Genomic DNA, 20,244 nt, shown 5'->3' with positions numbered 1-20,244 from the left:
CCAACACAGAGACAATTTGAATGAGAAAGCGTATTGTCATACAAAGCGCTATGCTTAACGCTGATATTTTGTCCCACCACAAGGAGTGGAGAATGTCTTCCATAACAATGACTGATAATAAAACGTTCCTGAATGAGCTGGCCCGCCTGGTAGGCCATTCTCACCTGCTGACAGACCCCGCCAAAACCGCCCGCTATCGCAAGGGTTTCCGTTCCGGTCAGGGCGACGCGCTGGCCGTTGTTTTCCCGGGTTCATTACTGGAACTGTGGCGTGTGCTCAACGCCTGCGTTAACGCTGACAAAATTATTCTGATGCAGGCCGCCAACACCGGTCTGACGGAAGGCTCCACGCCGAACGGCAACGACTACGATCGCGATATTGTGATTATCAGCACCCAGCGGCTGGATAAGCTGCACTTACTGGATAACGGCCAACAGGTTCTGGCCTGGCCCGGTACGACGCTCTATGCGCTGGAAAAAGCGCTTAAACCGCTGGGCCGTGAACCGCACTCGGTGATTGGTTCGTCGTGTATCGGCGCGTCGGTCATCGGCGGCATCTGTAATAACTCCGGCGGCTCGCTGGTGCAGCGCGGCCCGGCCTATACCGAGATGTCGCTCTTTGCCCGTATTGACGAGCAAGGCAAACTGCAACTGGTCAATCATCTGGGTATCGATCTTGGGCATACGCCGGAGCAGATCCTGAGCAAGCTGGATGACGAACGGATTAAAGATGAGGATGTGCGTCACGATGGTCGTCATGCGCACGATCACGACTACGTGACGCGGGTACGAGATATCAACGCCGATACGCCCGCCCGCTATAACGCCGACCCGGACCGTTTGTTTGAATCTTCCGGCTGCGCCGGAAAACTGGCGGTTTTTGCCGTTCGCCTTGATACCTTTGCAGCGGAAAAAAATCAGCAGGTTTTTTATATCGGCACCAATCAGCCCGCGGTACTGACTGAAATCCGTCGGCATATTCTGGCGAACTTCGACAATCTGCCAGTGGCGGGAGAATATATGCATCGCGATATCTACGATATTGCGGAGCAGTACGGTAAAGATACCTTTCTGATGATCGATAAACTCGGCACCGACAAGATGCCATTCTTTTTCACGCTAAAAGGCCGAACCGATGCGATGCTGGAAAAAGTAAAATTTTTCCGTCCGCATTTCACCGACCGCGCGATGCAGAAATTCGGCCATCTGTTTCCCAGCCATCTGCCGCCGCGAATGAAAAACTGGCGCGATAAATATGAGCATCATCTGCTGTTAAAAATGGCGGGAGACGGCGTCGCAGAAGCGCAACGCTGGCTGAATGAATTTTTTAAATCCGCTGAGGGCGGTTTCTTCACCTGTACGCCGGAAGAAGGCAGCAAAGCCTTCCTGCACCGCTTCGCCGCTGCTGGCGCGGCGATTCGTTATCAGGCCGTACACTCTGATGAAGTGGAAGATATCCTGGCGCTGGATATCGCTCTGCGCCGCAACGATACCGACTGGTTCGAGCATCTGCCGCCGGAAATCGACAGCCAACTGGTACATAAACTCTATTACGGTCACTTTATATGCCACGTTTTTCATCAGGACTATATCGTGAAGAAAGGCGTCGACGTCCATGCGCTGAAAGCGCAAATGCTGGAGCTATTGCAGGCGCGCGGGGCGCAGTACCCGGCGGAGCACAACGTGGGACATCTGTATAAAGCGCCGGAAACGCTGACGCGTTTTTATCGGCAAAATGACCCGACCAACAGTATGAACCCCGGTATCGGCAAAACGAGTAAGCGGAAATTCTGGCAGGAAAATACGCCCGACGAAGCGCATTAACACCGTGCGGTTTACCGTGAATGCCCGGCGGCGCGATGCCTGCCGGGCCTACGGCGATTTAATCGTTCTGTGCGGTTTGCGCCCCGGCACTGGCGCTGGCTGCCGCCATTTGCGCGGCTTTTTGCTTTTTATAGCTCAGCGCGGCAGCCGGAACGGGCATGACTTTACCGGTTTCAATCCATGTACGCAGGCGACTGGCGTCCGCAAAGTGGGTATATTTGCCGAACGCGTCCATGACCACCAGCGCGACCGGTTTGTTATTGATCACGGTACGCATCACCAGGCAATGCCCCGCCGCATTGGTAAAGCCGGTTTTCGTTAACTGGATATTCCAGTTATCACGGTAGACCAAATGGTTGGTATTGCGAAACGGCAGCGTATACGCCGGATGCGAGAATGTCGCCATGTCTTCGCGCGTGGTGCTTAGCTGGCCAATCAGCGGGTATTGCTTCGTGGCAATCAGCAGTTTTGTTAAATCCCGCGCGGTCGAGACGTTATGAATCGACAGCCCCGTCGGCTCAACGAAGCGGGTATGCGTCATGCCCAGCGCTTTCGCCTTCGCATTCATCGCTTTAATAAACGCGTTATAACCGCCAGGATAATAGTGTGCCAGGCTTGCCGCCGCACGGTTTTCGGATGACATCAACGCCAGCAGCAACATATTTTTGCGACTAATTTCGCTGTTCAGGCGCACGCGGGAGTAAACCCCTTTCATTTCCGGCGTCTGGCTGATATCGACCTTCAGTATTTCATCCAGCGGCAATCGCGCGTCGAGCACGACCATCGCCGTCATTAATTTGGTTATTGAGGCAATCGGACGCACCAGATCCGGGTGGTTCGAATAGATCACTTTATTGGTGTTGAGATCAACAATCATTGCGCTACCGGAGGCAATCTCAGGTTGAGACGCCGCGGTTGTCGCTGCCGTTTTCGCCACGGCCTGCGAGGCAAAAGGTACGGCCAACATCAGAGCAAGGCTCAGGAATGAAGCTCGGAATTTCAGCATGATGAGATTTCTGATAATGATTCACGCGCGTCGTAACGCACACCGCCTGAGCTAAGATTATACTCAAGCTAGCAGTGGCATCATAGCGGCACGCCAGCGTTGCCGCTACAGAAGAATCGTCAGCAAATGCTGCATTGCTGGCTTTTGCGCCAGCCCTTTTTCGCATCAGAACAGGCGGTAGCCGTATCCCCACAGGATCACGGTGATCGCCAGTAGCACCTCCAGGACCAGCACGCCGATAGCGAGCGTCGAACTGGAGAAGCTTAATCCTTCCTCTCTATTAATGTTAAGGAAAGTCGGAATACCCAAATACAGCAAATAGCCGGTGTAAAAGAGCGCGACAGCGCCGACCAAAGCGCATAGCCATACCAGGGGATAGAGCGCCACCAGACCACTTAAAAACAGCGGCGTCGCGACATAGCCGGCAAAAACCATACAGCGCGCAAGCGATGGCCGTTGCGGATAGTTTCGCGCCATCCACCAGATGACGCGTCCCATCACCGCGACGCCCGCCAGCATCACGCCGTAGAACAAGACCGCCAGCGCAAAAGCGGTAAACAGCGAGAGTTGTAACACGTTGCCGTCGCCAAAATTCCAGCCGATTTGCGTCGTGCCGATAAAGGCGCAGACGACGGGAATCGCCGCCATCAGCAAAACATGGTGCGTATAGTGATGCGAAACGGTTTCGTTTTCGCTTTTGATCACCTGCATTTCCCGATCGGGATGGGAAAAAAGCCCCCATACATGGTTCATACTACCCCCTTCTGCTGCCTCAGATGCCAGTATGTTCAAGTATAATTCAGTTTCTGGTTATTTTATGAGCAATGGCAAAATAGTCTTCGGCAAAACGTCGGCTTTGCCGCGCACGCCTCTTGCCAGGGTGTATGCTTAATGCCGGAGGTGGTTTACGCATGGATATCAACACGCTTATTACGCATTATGGCTATGCGGCGCTGGTTATCGGCAGTATGGCCGAAGGTGAAACCGTTACCCTGTTGGGGGGCGTCGCGGCGCATCAGGGATTGCTCAAGTTTCCGCTGGTGGCGGCGGCCGTCGCGCTGGGAGGGATGATGGGCGATCAGCTACTTTACCTGTTAGGACGATGCTATGGCGGGAAGATCCTGCGTCGTTTCCCGCGTTATCATACGAAGATTCGTCGCGCGCAGAAAATGATCCAACGCCATCCGTATCTGTTTGTGATCGGCACGCGTTTTATGTATGGCTTCCGGGTGGTTGGCCCGTTGCTGATTGGCGCCAGCCGCCTGCCGCCTAAAATTTTTCTGCCGCTGAATATTATAGGCGCGCTGGTCTGGGCGCTGCTGTTTACCACGCTGGGATATCTTGGCGGCGAGGTGATCGCGCCATGGCTGCACGACCTCGATCAGCATCTCAGGCACGGGGTCTGGCTGATTCTGGCCATCGTCCTGGTGGTGGGCGTGCGCTGGTGGCTGAAAAGACGCGGCAAAGCGGAGGCCCGTTAAACCCGATGGTATCCGGATGGCATAACGCCGCCATCCGGCACCCGGCGTTTATTTTGCGTTGAATTGCGGATTTGCCAGCATAAACCCGCCGTCGACAATCAGCGACTGACCGGTGGTATAGCTTGCTCCTTCCGAACACAGCCAGGCGACGAGGCTGGCTATTTCATGCGTAGAACCCGGTCGGGCGATAGGGATCGAGGGTTCCGATCCCGGCTCAATATCGCTGTCATCCATATCATTCATCGGCGTGGCGATAGCGCCTGGCGCGACGGCGTTGACCAAAATATGATGCTCAATCAGTTCCAGCGCCATGGATTTAGTCAATCCGCCCAGCGCATGTTTCGCCGCGGTATAGGCGCTGGCTTGCGGAAGCGGCGTATGCTCATGGACGGAGGTGATGTTGATAATGCGCCCTCCCTCTCCTTGTTTAATCATATGCCGGGCGGCGATCTGCGCGCAGAGAAACGCGCCGTCGACATCCACAGTAAAAATTTGCCGCCACTGCGTAAACGGCATATCAATAAACGCGGATTTGGTCATCGCCCCGGCATTATTGACCAGCACGTCAACGCGCCCCAGGCGCTGAATAAGATGTTCAATGGCCTGCGCGCCCTCGGGTAACTGGCTCAGGTCAAGATGAATGGTCTCTGCCCGCACACCAAACTGCGCCGCTTTTTTCGCCGTCTCCTGCGCGCCGCGTTCATCGGAATGCCAGGTGATACCAATATCAAAACCGTTTTGTGCTAATAACAACGCACACGCTTTGCCAATTCCCGAATCTGATGCCGTTACAATTGCGACTTTGGTCATATTCCTCTCCGGATGATTCATACACAGCCTAAGTATAGGAACCCTGTCTGAATCATTCGGAAAAATCAGGAATGATAACCGCCGCCCAGCGCGCTGGTAAGCTGAATAGAGGCATCCAGCCACTGGCCCTGCAACAGCAAGCCGTTACACTGCTCGCGCAGTGCCGGGATTTTGGCCTCGCTCACGCGGGAACCCGCAATAATGCCGGCATTAAAGCGCGCTTGCGCCAGACCGACCACACGCTGCGCATCATGCTCAATCTGCTTCTGATGCTGGTTTTTCTGCGCCAGCGTCTCTACCTGACTGGCGGCGCGCGCCACATCATTAACCGCATCTACCACCGCTTTGTTGTAGTTGGCGATAGAAAGGTTGCTTTGCGCTTTGGCGATATCGAGGTTGGCATTCAGCCTGCCGCTGTCGAAAATCGGCAGCGTCAGCCCGCCGGTAATGCCATATTGCTGTGCGGAATGGCGGAACAGATCGCTCAGATGTAACGCATCCTGCTGTAAAAAAGCCATCAGATTGATATCGGGATAAAACGCGGCCTTCGCGGCGTCAATGCTGCTCAACGAGGATTCAATGTACCAGTGCGCGGCCTGTAGATCCGCCCGGCGCGCCAGCAACGAATACCCCAGTTGCGACGGTAACTGGCTTTCAACGGCGGGGAGACTCACCTGACGCAGCTTGAGCGCCGCCGATTGCGTATTGGTTAACGCGCTGAGCCGCGCTTCAATCACCTTCATTTTACCGTTAACGTCATTCAACTGCTGTTGGGTTTTGCTGGCGTCGATATCGGTCTCGACCCCTTCAACAGAAGAAGTAATACCGTGTTGATACAGCTCCCGGTTTACCGTCACCACGTTTTGCTGCTCTTGCTCGATTTGCATCAGCACATTTTTCAGCGCCGCCTGCGTCTGCCACTCCCAGTAGAGTCGCGCCACGCCGCTTGCCAGCAATTGTCGGGTCTGCTCCTGCTCCGCTTCGCGCGCTTTGACCGCCCCGATCCGCGCGGTAACTTCAGCGCGGTTTTTCCCCCATAAATCCAGATCCCAGCCCGCCGTCAGGCCGAATGTACCGTTGGTATACCACGGCCCGGTCGTTCCCGCCGCGGGGTCGGTAATCGCGAATGGCCCCATCAGTCCTTCCGCGGACATTCGCTGGCGCTCAATGTCGGCAGAAAAGTCGAGCTGCGGGCCGTCCTGCGCCTCAACCGCTTTCGCCTGCGCTTCCGCCAGTTGAATACGCTGTTCAGCCACCTGCATATCCGGCGAATGCTGTATGGCATTATCAATCAGCGCGTCAAGCTGCGCATCGTGATACGCCTTCCACCACTGGCTATCCGGCCAACCGTTTTTCAATGCCGCCGGCAGGCTGGAATCAACATGAGAAGAGGGCGTCTGCTGAGTCAGCGACTGGCGGGTATCGTGCATGGGGGCGCAGCCCGCCAGCAAAATAAAAAGCGGTAAGCTCGCTGTCGCGGCAAGGAAAGAATTACGATTCATGGAGGTGTTCTGATAAAAAAAGGTGCGCAGAGAGTACGTCTTACGACGATCTATTTTTTAGTTACGCGTGGCAATACATCATCAGACAACAAAAGACATATTTTGAAATTTATATGATTAGCAAATAATTTCATCTGATACATTTTTTGATGTAATGATTCAATGTAAAGTCCCATTAACCCGTTAATAAATGAACGATTTTGCTGCAATACCCGCCAGCAGCCTTCATGAGTTAAACGTCGCCGCGCCCAACAAGGCAGCAAATGGCTTAATACTTTCCTATACTTTGTTTGTATTTACCAATAAAGGGACAAACAATGAAAATTCTTCTATGGGCAATCTTAATTATTTTTCTGATTGGGCTGTTGGTGGTAACGAGCGTGTTTAAGATGATTTTCTGATTCCTGCGCCGGGCAGCGATAGTATCTGTCCGGCACACGTTCTGGACGCTATAGAGATTAGATTTTAATAGCCTGAATCGCCCGCGCAATCTCGGACGAACGGTTTAACGCCCGAATCGACTGAAAGAGCTCCGTCGCCTCAATATATTCCTTACGTAAATATCCCAACCACTGTTTAATACGCGCGACATGGTATAAACCGGTATCGCCCTGCTTTTCCAGTCGGGTATATTTTTGTAATAATGCAACCACTTCCGGCCACGGCATACGCGGATCGTTATACTTCACCACCCGGCTCAGGTTAGGAATATTTAACGCCCCACGGCCAATCATCACCGCATCGCAGCCGCTGGCCGCCATACATGCCTGCGCGCTCTGCCAGTCCCAGATTTCGCCATTCGCGATAACCGGAATAGTCAGACGCTGGCGTATTTCGCCGATCGCCTGCCAGTCGATATGCTCGGCGCGGTAGCCCTGCGCTTTAGTACGGCCATGCACCACCAGTTCACTGGCGCCGGCCTGCTGCACCGCATCGGCGATTTCAAATTTTCTATCGCCGCTATCCCAGCCGAGACGCACTTTTACCGTCACCGGCAGATGCGACGGTACCGCGGCCCGCATCGCTTTCGCGCCCTGATAGATGAGTTCGGGATCTTTGAGCAATGTCGCGCCGCCGCCGCTGCCGTTCACCACTTTTGACGGACAGCCGCAGTTCAGGTCCACGCCATACGATCCCAACGCCGTCGCCCGCGCGGCGTTTTCCGCCAGCCACTGCGGGTGCTGGCCCAGAAGCTGAATACGCACCGGCGTGCCGGACGGCGTGCGGCTGGCGTGATGCAACTCCGGGCAGATGCGATGAAACACTTTTACCGGCAGCAGCTGATCCACCACGCGCACAAATTCAGTGATGCAGAGATCGTAATCATTCACTTCGGTCAGCAGCTCGCGCACTAACGCGTCGAGCACGCCTTCCATCGGCGCCAGTAAAACACGCATATCGGTATCCACAGCAAAAAAAGAGGCGCTATCATAACGCCTCTCTGCGATGAGCAAAACTTTTTGCCGGGTGGCGGCACAAACGCCACGCTACGTCACGTAAAGTGCTCAACGCGGCTCAAGACAGTTATCTTCTTTCCAGCCGTACAGCCATTCGATACCGCGATAAAACGCCTCCTGCGATTTCCCTTTCCACAACAGATTACGCACCTGACGCTCCACCCCGGCGGCGTGATAGAGACGCCCCATCTCGCGGGTAGACCAGACGATACGCGCCGTGCGGGGAATACGCACCGACTCATACAGCGCAAATGCCTGCTGCGCGTCGCCGTCGCAGCGTTCCAGCGCTTTGCCTAGCGTGACGGCGTCTTCCAGCGCCATACAGGCGCCCTGGGCCATATATTGCGCCACCGGATGCGCGGCGTCGCCCACCAGAGTGATACGCTCGGTTCCCCATTTCGCGACCGGCTCGCGATCGGCGGTCGACCAGCGGCGCCAGGAGGTCGGCTTATCCAGCATCTGGCGCGGGCGGGGATGAATGCCGGCAAAATAAGAGAGCACCTCTTCTTTACTGCCGTCTTTCACGCCCCACTCTTCTTGCTGGCGGCTGTGGAATGTCACCACCAGATTGTACTGTTGGCCTCCGCGCAGCGGATAATGAACCAGGTGACAATGCGGGCCTGCCCACAGCACCGGTGCGTTAATACGTAAATCGTCCGGCATATCGTCGCAATCAATCACCGCCCGATAGACTACATGCCCCGTTACGCGCGGCGCGTCGCCGAGTAAACTTTGCCGCACGACCGATTTAACGCCGTCGCAGCCCACGAGAATATCCGCCGTCCAGCTATTTCCCTGCTCATCAAACACCGTAACGTCATCCGGCGTCTGGCGGATATCGACAATATGGGTCGAGGTACGATACTCCACGCCAGGGTGCGTCAGCACCGCTTCCCATACCGTTGCATGAATATCTACCCGGTGAATTACCGCATACGGCCCGCCAAAATGGTCGCGGAACGCCTGCCCGGTTTCAATGCATACCACTTCTTCGGCATTCACGGCATCCATCATGGTAATGTGATCGGTAAACACCGCACGCTGGCGGGCAACATCGCCCACACCGAGACTATCCAGCGCCGAAAAAGCGTTCGGCCCAAGCTGAATACCCGCGCCAATCTCGCCAATTTCGTGCGCTTTTTCCAGCAGCATGACTTTTATTCCCTGGCGCGCCAGCGACAGCGCAGTCGCCGCGCCGCCGATTCCGCCACCTACAATAATTGCGCTTGTCACGTGAGTCATGGTCATTCTCCTTTTCAGGCCGGGATTTTATCTTGTTGATTTTCCGGCGCGGCGGCAATAAACGCCGGTAGCTGTACGCAGGCGTCATAAACGGCTTTACAGCGCGGATAGCCTGATAAATCGCAGTCCATCCTGAGCGCATTCGCCCACTGAGGAATCAGGCAGCAGTCCGCAAGGCCTGGCGCGTCGCCCACGCAGAATCGGCCGGACTGACTTTTACGCAATAGCTGCTCTACCGCGCTTAACCCTTGCTGTATCCAGTGGGCGTACCAGCGTTTTTTATCCTCTTCGCTAACCTTCAGCTCATCGGTCAGGTAGCGCAACACGCGCATGTTATTGATTGGGTGTATATCGCAGGCGATAGCGTAAACAATTTCCAGCGCCTGGCTGCGCGCCGGGTCGCTCGTCGGCAGCAGCGGCGTTTGCGGAAAATGTCGGTCCAGCCAGTCGACGATGGCCAGCGATTGCCCCAACGATTCGCCGTCATCAGTGACCAGCGTCGGCACCAGGCCTACCGGATTCATCCGTCGGTAGGCCAGCTCATTCTGCTGGCCGATACGAATATTGACGCCCACCGTCTGGTAATCAATCCCCTTTAACGCCAGCGCAATACGTACACGATAAGACGCCGAACTATTAAAGAAACTGTACAGCTTCATCGTTCACCTCAGACAATTTTCACAGCAATCGGCGTCAGACCTTCTACGTTCCCGGTGATGACATCCCCTTTCACCACGGCGCCCACCCCCTCTGGCGTACCGGTGAAAATCAAATCGCCTGGCTGCAATTCAAAAAAGCCGGACAAATAGCTGATGGTTTCATTCACCGACCAAATCAGATGACGAATATCGCTGCGCTGATGGTCTTCGCCGTTAACCTGTAGCCAAATAGGGGCGTTATCCACATTATGCGTTTCAGCGGCTTTGTGTAATGGCGCAATGGGCGCGGAGAGATCGAACGCTTTGCCAATTTCCCACGGGCGTCCCATCTGACGCATTTCCATCTGACGATCGCGACGCGTCATGTCCAGACCGGTGGCGTATCCCCAGACATATTCATGGGCTTTTTCCAGCGGGATATCGCTCCCCTTTTTACCAATCGCCACCACCAGCTCAATTTCATAATGGTAGTTATCGGTCTGCGCCGGATACGGCAGTTCCAGGGTATCCCCCGCCACTACCGGGACGACAGCGTCCGCTGGTTTACAAAAGAAGAACGGCGGTTCGCGATCGGGATCAAAGCCCATTTCACGGGCATGGGCGGCATAGTTGCGACCCACGCAGTAAACGCGACGTACCGGAAACTGCTCATCACTGCCCGCCACTGGTACTGTCACCGGGGCCTGCGGCTGGAATACATATTTGGTCATGTTCTCTCTCCCTAATTAATAACGTGCTTCGCGGAACAGCCCCAGGGCTTCCTGAACCGGCTTGTCCGAAAAGCTGAATAACACCGTGTCTTCGCTGCTACGAAACGACACCTCATGCCAGGTCGGCGCCACAAAAATGTCTTTTGCGGAAAAATGAAAAGTTCCGTTGCCGATAGTGACCTGCCCTGCCCCTTCAACGACGTGGTAGATAGTGCTGTCGGTGCTCCGCGCCACACGCGAGGCAAAGCCTTTTGGCAGCAGTTGCAGGAACGCGCCCATTGACGGCATCGGATAACCGCCGGTGACGGGATTAACGTAACGCAGCTTGTAACCTTCCCACTCATCCGGATCGCCCATACGGGTCAGATCGTGCAGCGCCTCGCGACTGCGGTCGTAACGGTAGTTGAAAATCGGCGACGAATTCCCGCGCTGGTGGCGCAGCGGCAGCATATTCGCTGCATAGCGCGGCAGATAATCGCCCTCTTTTCGCGTTACCGGCTGCTGATCTTCGGGATAGTCTTCCGCAAACCCACAGCCCAGGAGGTTGACTAACGGCAGATCCAGACCATCCAGCCATACCACCGGCTCTGACCCCGGATTACCATGATCGTGCCAGCGCCACTGCGGCGTCAGGATAAAATCGCCGGTATGCATTGGCGTGCGCTCGCCGTCCACCGCGGTAAATGCGCCTTTACCTTCGACGATAAAACGCAGCGCCGACTGGTTATGGCGATGACTCGGCGCGACTTCGCCGGGCAGGATCAGCTGTAAACCAGCGTATAAGGTCGCCGTGATCGACGACTGACCGCGCAATGCCGGATTTTCCAGCACCAGCACCCGGCGGATCGCCTCTTTCGCGCCAATGACATTGCCGCTTTCCATCAGTAGCGGACGAATTTCCTGATAATTCCAGTAGGCCGGCGCGCAGTTGGCGTTTGGCGTCTGCGGTACCAGGTGATGTAACGATTCCCACAGCGGCGTCAGATTCTGCCCAGAAATATGCTGGTAATACTGCTGACGGCTATCTTTTACGTTCTGATTTATTTCAGACATGGAGATTCTCCTTATTCGTTTACGACGCTGGCACGCGGCAGGTCGTCAGGTACAGAAATCGAAAGGCGGACAACCACCGTCAGCAGGGTAAGCATTACCGCGCTGATAGCCGCCGGAATAGCAATGACAAAAAACAACGTATCGAAAGAGAAATTGAGGGCCATCATCATGCCGCCGGAGAGCGAACCGACAATCGCCCCGCAGCGTCCAATGGCGTTCGACCAGCTCACGCCCGTCGCCCGGCTTTGGGTGGGGTACAGCGTCGCCGTCAGAGCATTCAGCCCTACCTGGGAACCGCTAATACCGATGCCAGTACCAAAAATCGCCAGCGCCATCAGCCAAAGGCCGTTTTCGCTCAGGCCTATCATGACAATGCAAACCGCGCCCAGCGCATAGCTCACCGCCAGTACCCGGAACGGGTTAAGCCGGTCCATCAACACGCCGAGTAACAGCGCGCCAAGCGTGCCGCCAACCTGGAATGCGGCAGTCACCCACGACGCCTGTTGCAGATCAATACCGCGATGGTTAAGTAACGTCGGCATCCAGCTGGAAAGCAGATAGATAATGAGCAGGCTCATAAAGAACACCACCCATAACATCAGGGTAATGACAAGCTGTCGCCCGGCAAAAAGCTGGCGAATACTGCCTTTGGCGACGGCTGCCGTCTCATGCAGAAAGAATTGCGTATCGTGATAGCGCTCGCCGGTAATGGCGCTGACCGTCCGGGCGACAACGGCTTGCGGTAGTTGGCGACGTACCTGCCAGCGGGGAGATTCCGGCAGCGCGAACAGCAGGCCGAAAAACAGCATCAAAGGCAAGATGCCGCCTAGCGCCAGAATTCCGTGCCAGCCAATCAGCGGCACCAGTTGCGCGCTCACAATCCCACCCATCGCCGACCCCAGGGTAAAACCGCAGAACATCAGCGTGACCAGCGCTCCGCGTCGACGAGCGGGAAGGTATTCCGACGTCATGGTGATGGTATTCGGCATCGCTCCACCCAGTCCCAGACCGGTTAAGAAGCGCAGCAACACCAGGGTTTCTATATCCGGCGAGAAAGCGGAAAGCAGGCTCAATGCGCCGAATAGCGCCACGCAAAGCTCAATGACCCGCTTGCGGCCAAAGCGATCCGCCAGCGGTCCGCATAGCAGCGCGCCGGCTGTAAGCCCCAGCAGCCCTGCGCCAAACAGCGGCGCAAGTTCGCTGGCGCTTAGCTGCCAGTGAGTACGAATATCCGGGGCGATGAAGCCAATCGCGGCGGTGTCAAAACCGTCGAGCATAACCACCAGAAAACAGCAGATGATAACGCGCCACTGCATTTTGCCGACGGGCGCGGCATCAATAAGGGCTTGTAGATCACGTCGTTGAGTCATAGCTAATGCCTCAGTGCAGGGAGATAGATGTTGTTTTTATGTTTGCTATGTTACGAGTTTGTAGAGTGAGCGATAAAATGTACAATGGCTTTTCAGGCAGAGACATAACCTGGAGGTTATAGCGAATGGCGAACTGGGCGCAGAAATTGAAATTACATCACCTGCAAACGCTGGTTGCGCTGGGCGAACAGGGCAACCTGACGCACGTCGCCCGGATGATGAATATCTCCCAGCCGGCGCTATCGAAGTGGTTATCTCAACTCGAAGATGAGATAGGCATCACGCTTTTTGAGCGCCACAGTAAAGGGCTACGCCCCTCAGAAGGCGGTAAATTACTGCTCCAGCACGCCCAGCGCCTAATTAACGATCTGGAGCGTTCACAGTATGAAATCGCCCGTTTCAAGCAGGGCGGCCTGGTTGGCAGCCTGAAGATCGGCTGTTCGCCCGTGGCGACTGACTGCGTATCACAGGCGATTCTGAGCCTGCTTAACGAAATGCCGACGCTGCATCTGAATATTGAAGAGAAGGTAATGACGCCGCTGCTGCACGATTTGCTTGCCGGTCAGGTGGATGTGGTGGTAGGGCGTGTCGGCGGCCGCGCCCTGCAACTGCCGCTTAATTATCAGGTACTTTATACCGAACCGGTCTGCTTTGTGGCGCGTCCGCACCATCCGCTGGCCGCGCGAGCGCAGATCGCCTGGAGCGATCTGGCGCACTGGCGGTGGATAGTCTGGCCAACCGGCACCCCTATTCGCATCAGTATTGATAACGCCCTCGTCGATAACGGCGTCATGCTCCCGGAAAACACCATTGAATCGGCGTCAATGAACGTCAGCACCAATTTGCTGCAAAGCAGCGATATGATCTCTATTCTTTCTTTACGGCTGGCGCAACGCTATGCCAGCCAGGGGCAACTGGCGATTTTAAACTTGCCAAAAATTGAGCAAAAAGGCAGCGTAGGGATGTTCTGGCGTAAGAATGAGACGCCGTCTTTGGCCCTGAGTCGCTTTTTGTATTTTTTAGCCCAGGTTTAACGCCGCCGACCAGGGGCATTGCCCGATGTTCCTGCTGTCTATACCCACTATGCTAAGAATTCATGATGTGATCGGTAGCACGTTTTAACGTTTAATTGTATGATGAATCCATCTCATCAAGGGCTTTAAACATGAGTAAGTCACTGAATATTATCTGGCAATATATACGCGCTTTTGTATTGATTTATGCCTGTTTGTACGCAGGCATTTTTCTTGCATCACTGCTTCCTATCACTATTCCCGGCAGCATTATCGGGATGTTAATTCTGTTTGTGTTGCTGGCGCTGCAAATTCTGCCGGCAAAGTGGGTTAACCCCGGCTGTTATGTGCTGATTCGTTATATGGCGTTGCTGTTTGTGCCGATTGGCGTTGGGGTCATGCAATATTTTGACTTACTGCGCGCGCAATTCGGCCCGGTGGTGGTCTCTTGCGCTATCAGTACGCTGGTCGTTTTTGTGGTCGTAAGCTGGAGTTCACATCTGATACACGGTGAGCGTAAAGTGGTTGGGCAGAAGGGAACGAAAAAATGATGACATATATCTGGTGGTCGTTACCGCTGACGCTGGCGGTATTTTTCGCCGCCCGCAGACTGGCGGCGCATTTTAAAATGCCGTTGCTGAATCCGCTGCTGGTGGCAATGGTAGTCATTATTCCTTTTCTGTTGCTGACCGGTATTCCCTACGAGCACTACTTCAAAGGCAGCGAAGTACTTAACGATCTGCTGCAACCGGCGGTGGTGGCGCTGGCCTATCCCCTTTATGAACAGTTGCACCAGATTCGCGCGCGTTGGAAATCCATTATTAGCATCTGTTTTGTCGGCAGTCTGGTAGCGATGATTACCGGGACATCCGTTGCCTTGCTGATGGGCGCAACGCCTGAAATCGCGGCATCGGTACTGCCTAAATCCGTGACTACGCCTATCGCGATGGCGGTGGGCGGCAGCATCGGCGGCATCCCTGCGATCAGCGCGGTATGCGTAATTTTTGTCGGTATTCTGGGCGCGGTGTTTGGCCACACGCTGTTAAACGCGATGCACATCCGTACTAAGGCCGCACGCGGGCTGGCAATGGGGACCGCCTCACATGCGCTCGGTACTGCGCGCTGCGCCGAGCTGGATTACCAGGAAGGCGCGTTTAGCTCCCTGGCGCTGGTGATCTGCGGCATTATTACCTCGCTGGTAGCGCCCTTTTTGTTTCCGCTCATTCTGGCGGTAATGCGCTAACGACGGGACAAAAGACCGGGTTAAAATTTGCGATACGTCGCGCATTTTTCATTTAAGTTTCACAAGTTGCATAAGCAATGAGATTTAGATCACATATTAAGACATAGCAGGCCCGTAAACTACGGTTCCATTACATTGTTATGAGGCAACGCCATGCATCCACGTTTTCAAACTGCTTTTGCCCAGCTTGCGGATAATTTGCAATCAGCGCTGGCCCCTATCCTGGCGGACCACCATTTTCCCGCCATGCTAACCGCAGAGCAGGTCTCGACGCTTAAAAATACGGCGGGACTGGACGAAGACGCGCTGGCTTTCGCACTGTTACCTCTGGCGGCGGCCTGCGCCCGTACCGATTTGTCCCATTTTAACGTCGGCGCGATTGCGCGCGGCGTTAGCGGCAACTGGTATTTCGGCGCGAATATGGAGTTCCTGGGCGCCACCATGCAACAAACTGTGCATGCTGAACAAAGCACGATTAGCCATGCCTGGCTACGCGGCGAAAAAGGGCTCGCCGCCGTCACCGTTAACTACACGCCTTGCGGCCACTGTCGCCAGTTTATGAACGAGCTGAACAGCGGTCTGGATCTGCGCATTCATCTGCCGGGCCGCGCGCCGCATACGTTACGCGATTATCTGCCTGACGCTTTCGGGCCAAAAGATCTGGAGATCAAAACGCTGCTGATGGACGAGCAGGATCATGGCTTTACGTTAACGGGCGATACGCTAACGCAAGCGGCGATTACGGCAGCCAATAAGAGCCATATGCCTTATAGCCACTCACCGAGCGGCGTGGCGCTGGAATGTAAAGATGGCCGTATTTTCACCGGCAGCTATGCGGAAAACGCCGCCTTTAACCCTACGCTTCCCCCACTGCAAGGCGCGCTAAACCTGCTGAGTCTCAATGGCTATGACTATGCGGATATTCAGCGCGCGATTCTGGCGGAAAAAGGCGATGCGGCATTAATTCAATGGGATGCCACCGCCGCAACGCTGAAAGCGTTAGGTTGCCATAATATTGACCGCGTGCTTCTCGGCTAAGCAAATGTGCCGGATAGCGACGCCCTGGCGTCTTATCCGGCCTGACTCTCCTCTCCCGCGACCCGATACAAGGGAAATCATGCTGAAAATCTCCGCAATCAGACGGCGGTTTCTTGCGCTACGTCTTCGGGTACAGTAGCCTGATCGTACTTTCATCCTGGTATCGAGTTTCCTGCATGTTAAAGCGCGTGTTTTACAGCCTGTTGGTCCTGGTAGGCTTGCTGCTGTTGACGGTGCTTGGCCTCGATCGGTGGATGAGCTGGAAAACAGCGCCCTATATCTATGACGAGCTACAGGATCTCCCCTACCGCCAGGTTGGCGTCGTGTTAGGGACAGCCAAATACTATCGCAAGGGTGTCATTAATCAGTACTATCGTTATCGTATCCAGGGCGCGTTAAACGCTTACAATAGCGGTAAAGTCAATTACCTGCTGCTCAGCGGCGACAATGCCCTGCAAAGCTATAACGAACCGATGACCATGCGCAAAGACCTTATCGCGGCGGGCGTCGATCCTGCGGACATTGTGCTTGATTACGCTGGCTTCCGTACGCTTGACTCCATTGTGCGTACCCGCAAAGTGTTTGATACCAACGACTTTATTATCATCACTCAGCGCTTCCACTGCGAGCGCGCCTTGTTTATTGCGTTGCATATGGGCATTCAGGCGCAGTGTTACGCGGTACCTTCGCCCAAAAATATGCTGACAGTGCGCCTGCGCGAATTTGGCGCCCGCTTTAGCGCGCTGGCGGATCTCTATATTTTTAAACGCGAACCGCGTTTTTTAGGCCCGCTGGTACCTATCCCCACGCAGCATCAGGTGCCAAATGACGCCCAGGGGTATCCGGCAGTTACGCCGGAACAATTGCTTGAACTGGAAAAGAAAAAAGGGAAATGATCATGGATGTACAGACGATATTTGTCATATTAGCCTTTCTGCTACTCCCGCTTTTTTGCTTCCGTGAGGCCTGGAAAGGCTGGCGAACCGGCGCGGTAGATAAAGTTGTCAAAAATGCGCGAAAACCGGTTTATGTTTATCGCCATGCCGATCCCGTACAATATTGGTCTTATCTTTTTCTTTATACCGGTTGCGGTTTTTTATTTACTGGAATGATTATTTATCTTCTTGTTTATCGTTAATCTATTTATTATCCCTTTAAAATTGAGAATAGTTATTATTATGATATAAGGAACAAATGCTGTTTTGCATTCTGGTTTCATTTTTTTGTGAATTCTTTCACAGAATACCCTTCTTTCAATGCTTAGGCTGGCGGTAGATTTTAGATCATTAAAACGCGTTATTTGCGTTTCGCCTTAATTTATTCAAGCATTAAGGAAGATTATATGCCGCAACAAAATTATCTGGATGAACTCACGCCTGGTTTTACGCCATTACTGGCAATAAAAGAGGCTTCACGTTGTTTATTATGTCACGATGCGCCCTGTAGTCAGGCTTGCCCGGCGCAAACCGATCCGGGGAAATTTATTCGTTCTATTTACTTTCGCAATTTTAAAGGCGCAGCGGAAACTATCCGGGAAAATAACGCGCTTGGCGCCGTCTGCGCCAGAGTCTGTCCGACGGAAAAATTGTGCCAGCGCGGATGTACACGTTCCGGAATAGATAAACCTATTGATATTGCACGCCTGCAACGTTTTATTACCGATTTTGAACAGCAGACTGCCATGCAGATTTATCAGCCCGGGAGTAAAACACGCGGGAAAGTCGCGATTATTGGCGCGGGTCCGGCAGGTTTGCAGGCAAGCGTGACGCTCACGCATTTAGGCTATGACGTCACCATTTACGAAAAACAGCCGCAGCCCGGCGGATGGCTGCGTCACGGCATCCCGGCATTTCGTCTGCCGCAAAGCGTACTCGATCAGGAAATTGCCCGCATTGTAGAAATGGGCGTCAATATTAAATGTAATTGTGAGGTGGGCGGGTCGCTATCGCTTGCGCAACTCAAAGCCGAATATCGCGCCGTGCTGATGACCGTCGGGATGTCCTGTGGTTCTGATTTACCGTTATTTGAGCAAGCCAGTCACGTAGAGATTGCCGTTGATTTTTTACAGCGCGCCCGTCAGGCCGACGGCGATATTAGCGTTCCGCGTAGCGCATTAATTATTGGCGGCGGCGACGTAGCGATGGATGTCGCCAGTACGTTAAAAATTCTCGGCTGTCCTTCCGTCACCTGCGTGGCGCGGGAAGAATTAGCCGAATTCCCCGCCAGCGAAAAAGAATTTACCAGCACGCAGGCATTAGACGTATCGATTATTGATGGTTTTACGCCTGTCGCCGTCAGCGGAAATAAAGTGACCTTCCACCATGTACGCCACTCAGGAGAACTGACGCTGGAAGCGGAAAATATTATTTTGGCCGTGGGTCAGCACGCGCGACTGGATACCTTTGCGGAGATAAAAGCGCAGCATAATATTATCGACACGCACAATTATCAAACCGACGACCCGGCGATCTTTGCCGCTGGCGATATTGTTAAAGGCGATAAGACCGTCGTTTATGCGGTAAAAACCGGAAAAGAAGCCGCTCAGGCTATTCATCATTATTTAGAGGAGGCCTGCTCATGTTAACAAAAGATTTGTCTGTTACCTTTTGCGGCGTTAAGTTTCCCAATCCGTTTTGTCTTTCTTCTTCTCCGGTAGGCAATTGTTATGAGATGTGCGCCAAAGCCTATGATACCGGCTGGGGCGGGATCGTTTTTAAAACCATTGGTTTTTTTATTGCCAACGAAGTCTCTCCACGTTTTGACCACCTGACGAAAGAAGATACCGGTTTTATTGGTTTCAAAAACATGGAGCAAATTGCTGAGCATCCGCTGGAAGAGAACCTGGCCGCCATTCGACGGCTAAAACAGGATTATCCGGATAAGGTGCTGATTGCTTCCATCATGGGGGAAAATGAGCAGCAGTGGCAGGAACTGGCGCGTCTGGTTGAAGAAGCCGGCGCGGATATGATTGAGTGTAACTTCTCTTGCCCGCAGATGACCTCGCACGCCATGGGAAGCGATGTAGGGCAAAGCCCGGAGCTGGTTGAAAAATACTGCCGCGCCGTAAAACGCGGTTCATCTTTGCCAATGCTGGCGAAAATGACGCCGAATATTGGCGATATGTGCGAAGTCGCGCTGGCCGCCAAACGCGGCGGAGCCGACGGTATCGCCACCATCAACACCGTGAAATCCATTACTAACATCGACCTGAACCGCAAAATCGGGATGCCGGTGGTTAACGGTAAATCCAGCATCTCCGGTTATTCAGGAAAAGCGGTGAAACCCATTGCGCTGCGTTTTATCCAGCAGTTGCGAATGCACCCTGAACTGCGCGATTTCCCGATTAGCGGTATCGGCGGCATTGAAACCTGGGAAGACGCTGCCGAATTTCTGCTGCTGGGCGCGGCGACCCTACAGGTGACGACAGGCATTATGCAATACGGTTACCGCATTGTAGAAGATATGGCGAGCGGCCTCAGCCACTATCTGGCCGATCAGGGATTTGCCTCATTACAGGAGATGATCGGGCTGGCGAATGGCAATATTATCCCGGCGGAAGACCTGGATCGCAGCTATATCGTCTATCCGCGGATTAATCAGGAGAAATGCGTCGGCTGCGGACGTTGCTATATCTCCTGCTATGACGGCGGTCATCAGGCGATGGAGTGGGATGAACACAGCCGCACGCCGCATTGCAATACGGAAAAATGCGTCGGTTGTCTGCTGTGCGGTCATGTCTGCCCGGTCGCCTGTATTGATTTAGGCGAGGTCAAATTTAAAAAAGGCGAAAAAGAGCACGCGTTAACGCTGTAGCTCGCGGTATGAAGCCCGGCGCGC

The 20,244-nt window shown here is 54.1% G+C and carries 21 protein-coding genes; 11 read left to right on the top strand and 10 right to left on the bottom strand.

Annotated elements, in window-relative coordinates:
• Nucleotides 1-92 precede the first annotated feature (92 nt).
• Nucleotides 93-1,823: a D-lactate dehydrogenase gene (dld, locus tag LCS67_RS07895; RefSeq protein ID WP_080183812.1), complete on the top strand. Its 1,731-nt coding sequence runs from the start codon at nt 93-95 to the stop codon at nt 1,821-1,823.
• A gap of 58 nt (nt 1,824-1,881) precedes the next feature.
• Here the strand turns inward: dld and pbpG are convergent, their stop codons facing one another.
• Together pbpG and LCS67_RS07885 are read right to left on the bottom strand one after the other, a co-directional pair.
• A complete protein-coding gene (gene pbpG / locus LCS67_RS07890) occupies nt 1,882-2,829 on the bottom strand; it encodes a D-alanyl-D-alanine endopeptidase (protein WP_023207583.1) in 948 nt (315 codons plus the stop codon).
• A gap of 165 nt (nt 2,830-2,994) precedes the next feature.
• A complete protein-coding gene (locus tag LCS67_RS07885; RefSeq protein ID WP_001017057.1) occupies nt 2,995-3,582 on the bottom strand; it encodes a Yip1 family protein in 588 nt (195 codons plus the stop codon).
• 158 nt (nt 3,583-3,740) lie between these two features.
• On the opposite strand from LCS67_RS07885, the gene LCS67_RS07880 reads away from it, so the two are divergent.
• The gene (locus LCS67_RS07880) at nt 3,741-4,310 is read left to right on the top strand and encodes a DedA family protein (RefSeq protein WP_001550002.1); all 570 of its coding nucleotides are present in this window, start codon (nt 3,741-3,743) and stop codon (nt 4,308-4,310) included.
• 48 nt (nt 4,311-4,358) lie between these two features.
• Here LCS67_RS07880 and LCS67_RS07875 read toward each other — a convergent pair whose 3' ends face one another.
• Nucleotides 4,359-5,120 carry an SDR family oxidoreductase gene (locus tag LCS67_RS07875; protein ID WP_000169608.1) on the bottom strand — a complete coding sequence of 254 codons (762 nt, stop codon included), beginning with the start codon at nt 5,118-5,120 and terminating at the stop codon, nt 4,359-4,361.
• A gap of 65 nt (nt 5,121-5,185) precedes the next feature.
• Entirely contained in the window at nt 5,186-6,622 is a 1,437-nt protein-coding gene (gene mdtQ / locus LCS67_RS07870) for a multidrug resistance outer membrane protein MdtQ (protein WP_001081462.1), read from the bottom strand.
• A gap of 317 nt (nt 6,623-6,939) precedes the next feature.
• On the opposite strand from mdtQ, the gene yohP reads away from it, so the two are divergent.
• Nucleotides 6,940-7,023 carry a small membrane protein YohP gene (gene yohP / locus LCS67_RS22800; protein WP_129331657.1) on the top strand — a complete coding sequence of 28 codons (84 nt, stop codon included), beginning with the start codon at nt 6,940-6,942 and terminating at the stop codon, nt 7,021-7,023.
• Between the two features lie 57 nt (nt 7,024-7,080).
• Here the strand turns inward: yohP and dusC are convergent, their stop codons facing one another.
• From dusC to LCS67_RS07835, 6 genes are all read right to left on the bottom strand, one after another.
• The gene (dusC, locus tag LCS67_RS07860; RefSeq protein WP_001264833.1) at nt 7,081-8,019 is read right to left on the bottom strand and encodes a tRNA dihydrouridine(16) synthase DusC; all 939 of its coding nucleotides are present in this window, start codon (nt 8,017-8,019) and stop codon (nt 7,081-7,083) included.
• Nucleotides 8,020-8,127: 108 nt separating this feature from the next.
• Nucleotides 8,128-9,321: a 3-hydroxybenzoate 6-monooxygenase gene (locus tag LCS67_RS07855; RefSeq protein ID WP_000150103.1), complete on the bottom strand. Its 1,194-nt coding sequence runs from the start codon at nt 9,319-9,321 to the stop codon at nt 8,128-8,130.
• A gap of 14 nt (nt 9,322-9,335) precedes the next feature.
• Nucleotides 9,336-9,980 carry a maleylacetoacetate isomerase gene (gene maiA, locus LCS67_RS07850; protein WP_001629956.1) on the bottom strand — a complete coding sequence of 215 codons (645 nt, stop codon included), beginning with the start codon at nt 9,978-9,980 and terminating at the stop codon, nt 9,336-9,338.
• 8 nt (nt 9,981-9,988) lie between these two features.
• Nucleotides 9,989-10,690 (bottom strand): fumarylacetoacetate hydrolase family protein, encoded by a 702-nt coding sequence (locus LCS67_RS07845; RefSeq protein ID WP_000170627.1) that lies wholly within the window; start codon nt 10,688-10,690, stop codon nt 9,989-9,991.
• Between the two features lie 15 nt (nt 10,691-10,705).
• Complete coding sequence (gene gtdA, locus LCS67_RS07840) at nt 10,706-11,743, bottom strand: gentisate 1,2-dioxygenase (protein ID WP_031567751.1); 1,038 nt, start codon at nt 11,741-11,743, stop codon at nt 10,706-10,708.
• An 11-nt stretch (nt 11,744-11,754) separates the two neighbouring features.
• Nucleotides 11,755-13,113: an MFS transporter gene (locus LCS67_RS07835; protein ID WP_000194222.1), complete on the bottom strand. Its 1,359-nt coding sequence runs from the start codon at nt 13,111-13,113 to the stop codon at nt 11,755-11,757.
• 125 nt (nt 13,114-13,238) lie between these two features.
• Here LCS67_RS07835 and LCS67_RS07830 point away from each other — a divergent pair, with 125 nt between their 5' ends.
• The 8 genes from LCS67_RS07830 (at nt 13,239) to preA (ending at nt 20,220) form a co-directional block, all read left to right on the top strand.
• Nucleotides 13,239-14,147: a LysR substrate-binding domain-containing protein gene (locus tag LCS67_RS07830; RefSeq protein ID WP_000024658.1), complete on the top strand. Its 909-nt coding sequence runs from the start codon at nt 13,239-13,241 to the stop codon at nt 14,145-14,147.
• 131 nt (nt 14,148-14,278) lie between these two features.
• The gene (locus LCS67_RS07825) at nt 14,279-14,677 is read left to right on the top strand and encodes a CidA/LrgA family protein (protein WP_000045719.1); all 399 of its coding nucleotides are present in this window, start codon (nt 14,279-14,281) and stop codon (nt 14,675-14,677) included.
• A complete protein-coding gene (locus LCS67_RS07820) occupies nt 14,674-15,369 on the top strand; it encodes a CidB/LrgB family autolysis modulator (protein ID WP_000989296.1) in 696 nt (231 codons plus the stop codon). The genes LCS67_RS07825 and LCS67_RS07820 overlap by 4 nt, the downstream gene beginning before the upstream one ends.
• A gap of 153 nt (nt 15,370-15,522) precedes the next feature.
• Nucleotides 15,523-16,407 carry a cytidine deaminase gene (gene cdd, locus LCS67_RS07815; RefSeq protein ID WP_080102151.1) on the top strand — a complete coding sequence of 295 codons (885 nt, stop codon included), beginning with the start codon at nt 15,523-15,525 and terminating at the stop codon, nt 16,405-16,407.
• A 176-nt stretch (nt 16,408-16,583) separates the two neighbouring features.
• Nucleotides 16,584-17,303, top strand: coding sequence for an outer membrane permeability protein SanA (gene sanA / locus LCS67_RS07810; protein ID WP_000920081.1), 720 nt, complete (start codon nt 16,584-16,586; stop codon nt 17,301-17,303).
• The gene (locus tag LCS67_RS07805; RefSeq protein WP_077916011.1) at nt 17,300-17,545 is read left to right on the top strand and encodes a DUF2542 family protein; all 246 of its coding nucleotides are present in this window, start codon (nt 17,300-17,302) and stop codon (nt 17,543-17,545) included. Before sanA ends, LCS67_RS07805 begins: the two co-directional genes overlap by 4 nt.
• A gap of 204 nt (nt 17,546-17,749) precedes the next feature.
• Entirely contained in the window at nt 17,750-18,991 is a 1,242-nt protein-coding gene (locus tag LCS67_RS07800) for an NAD(P)-dependent oxidoreductase (protein ID WP_031567738.1), read from the top strand.
• Nucleotides 18,985-20,220 (top strand): NAD-dependent dihydropyrimidine dehydrogenase subunit PreA, encoded by a 1,236-nt coding sequence (gene preA, locus LCS67_RS07795; RefSeq protein ID WP_000956095.1) that lies wholly within the window; start codon nt 18,985-18,987, stop codon nt 20,218-20,220. Before LCS67_RS07800 ends, preA begins: the two co-directional genes overlap by 7 nt.
• The last annotated feature ends 24 nt before the right edge of the window (nt 20,221-20,244 follow it).

This window comes from Salmonella sp. A7 (assembly GCF_020181675.1).
GTDB classification, from domain to species: Bacteria; Pseudomonadota; Gammaproteobacteria; order Enterobacterales; family Enterobacteriaceae; genus Salmonella; species Salmonella enterica.
This window is presented reverse-complemented; position numbering and strand designations above follow the sequence as displayed.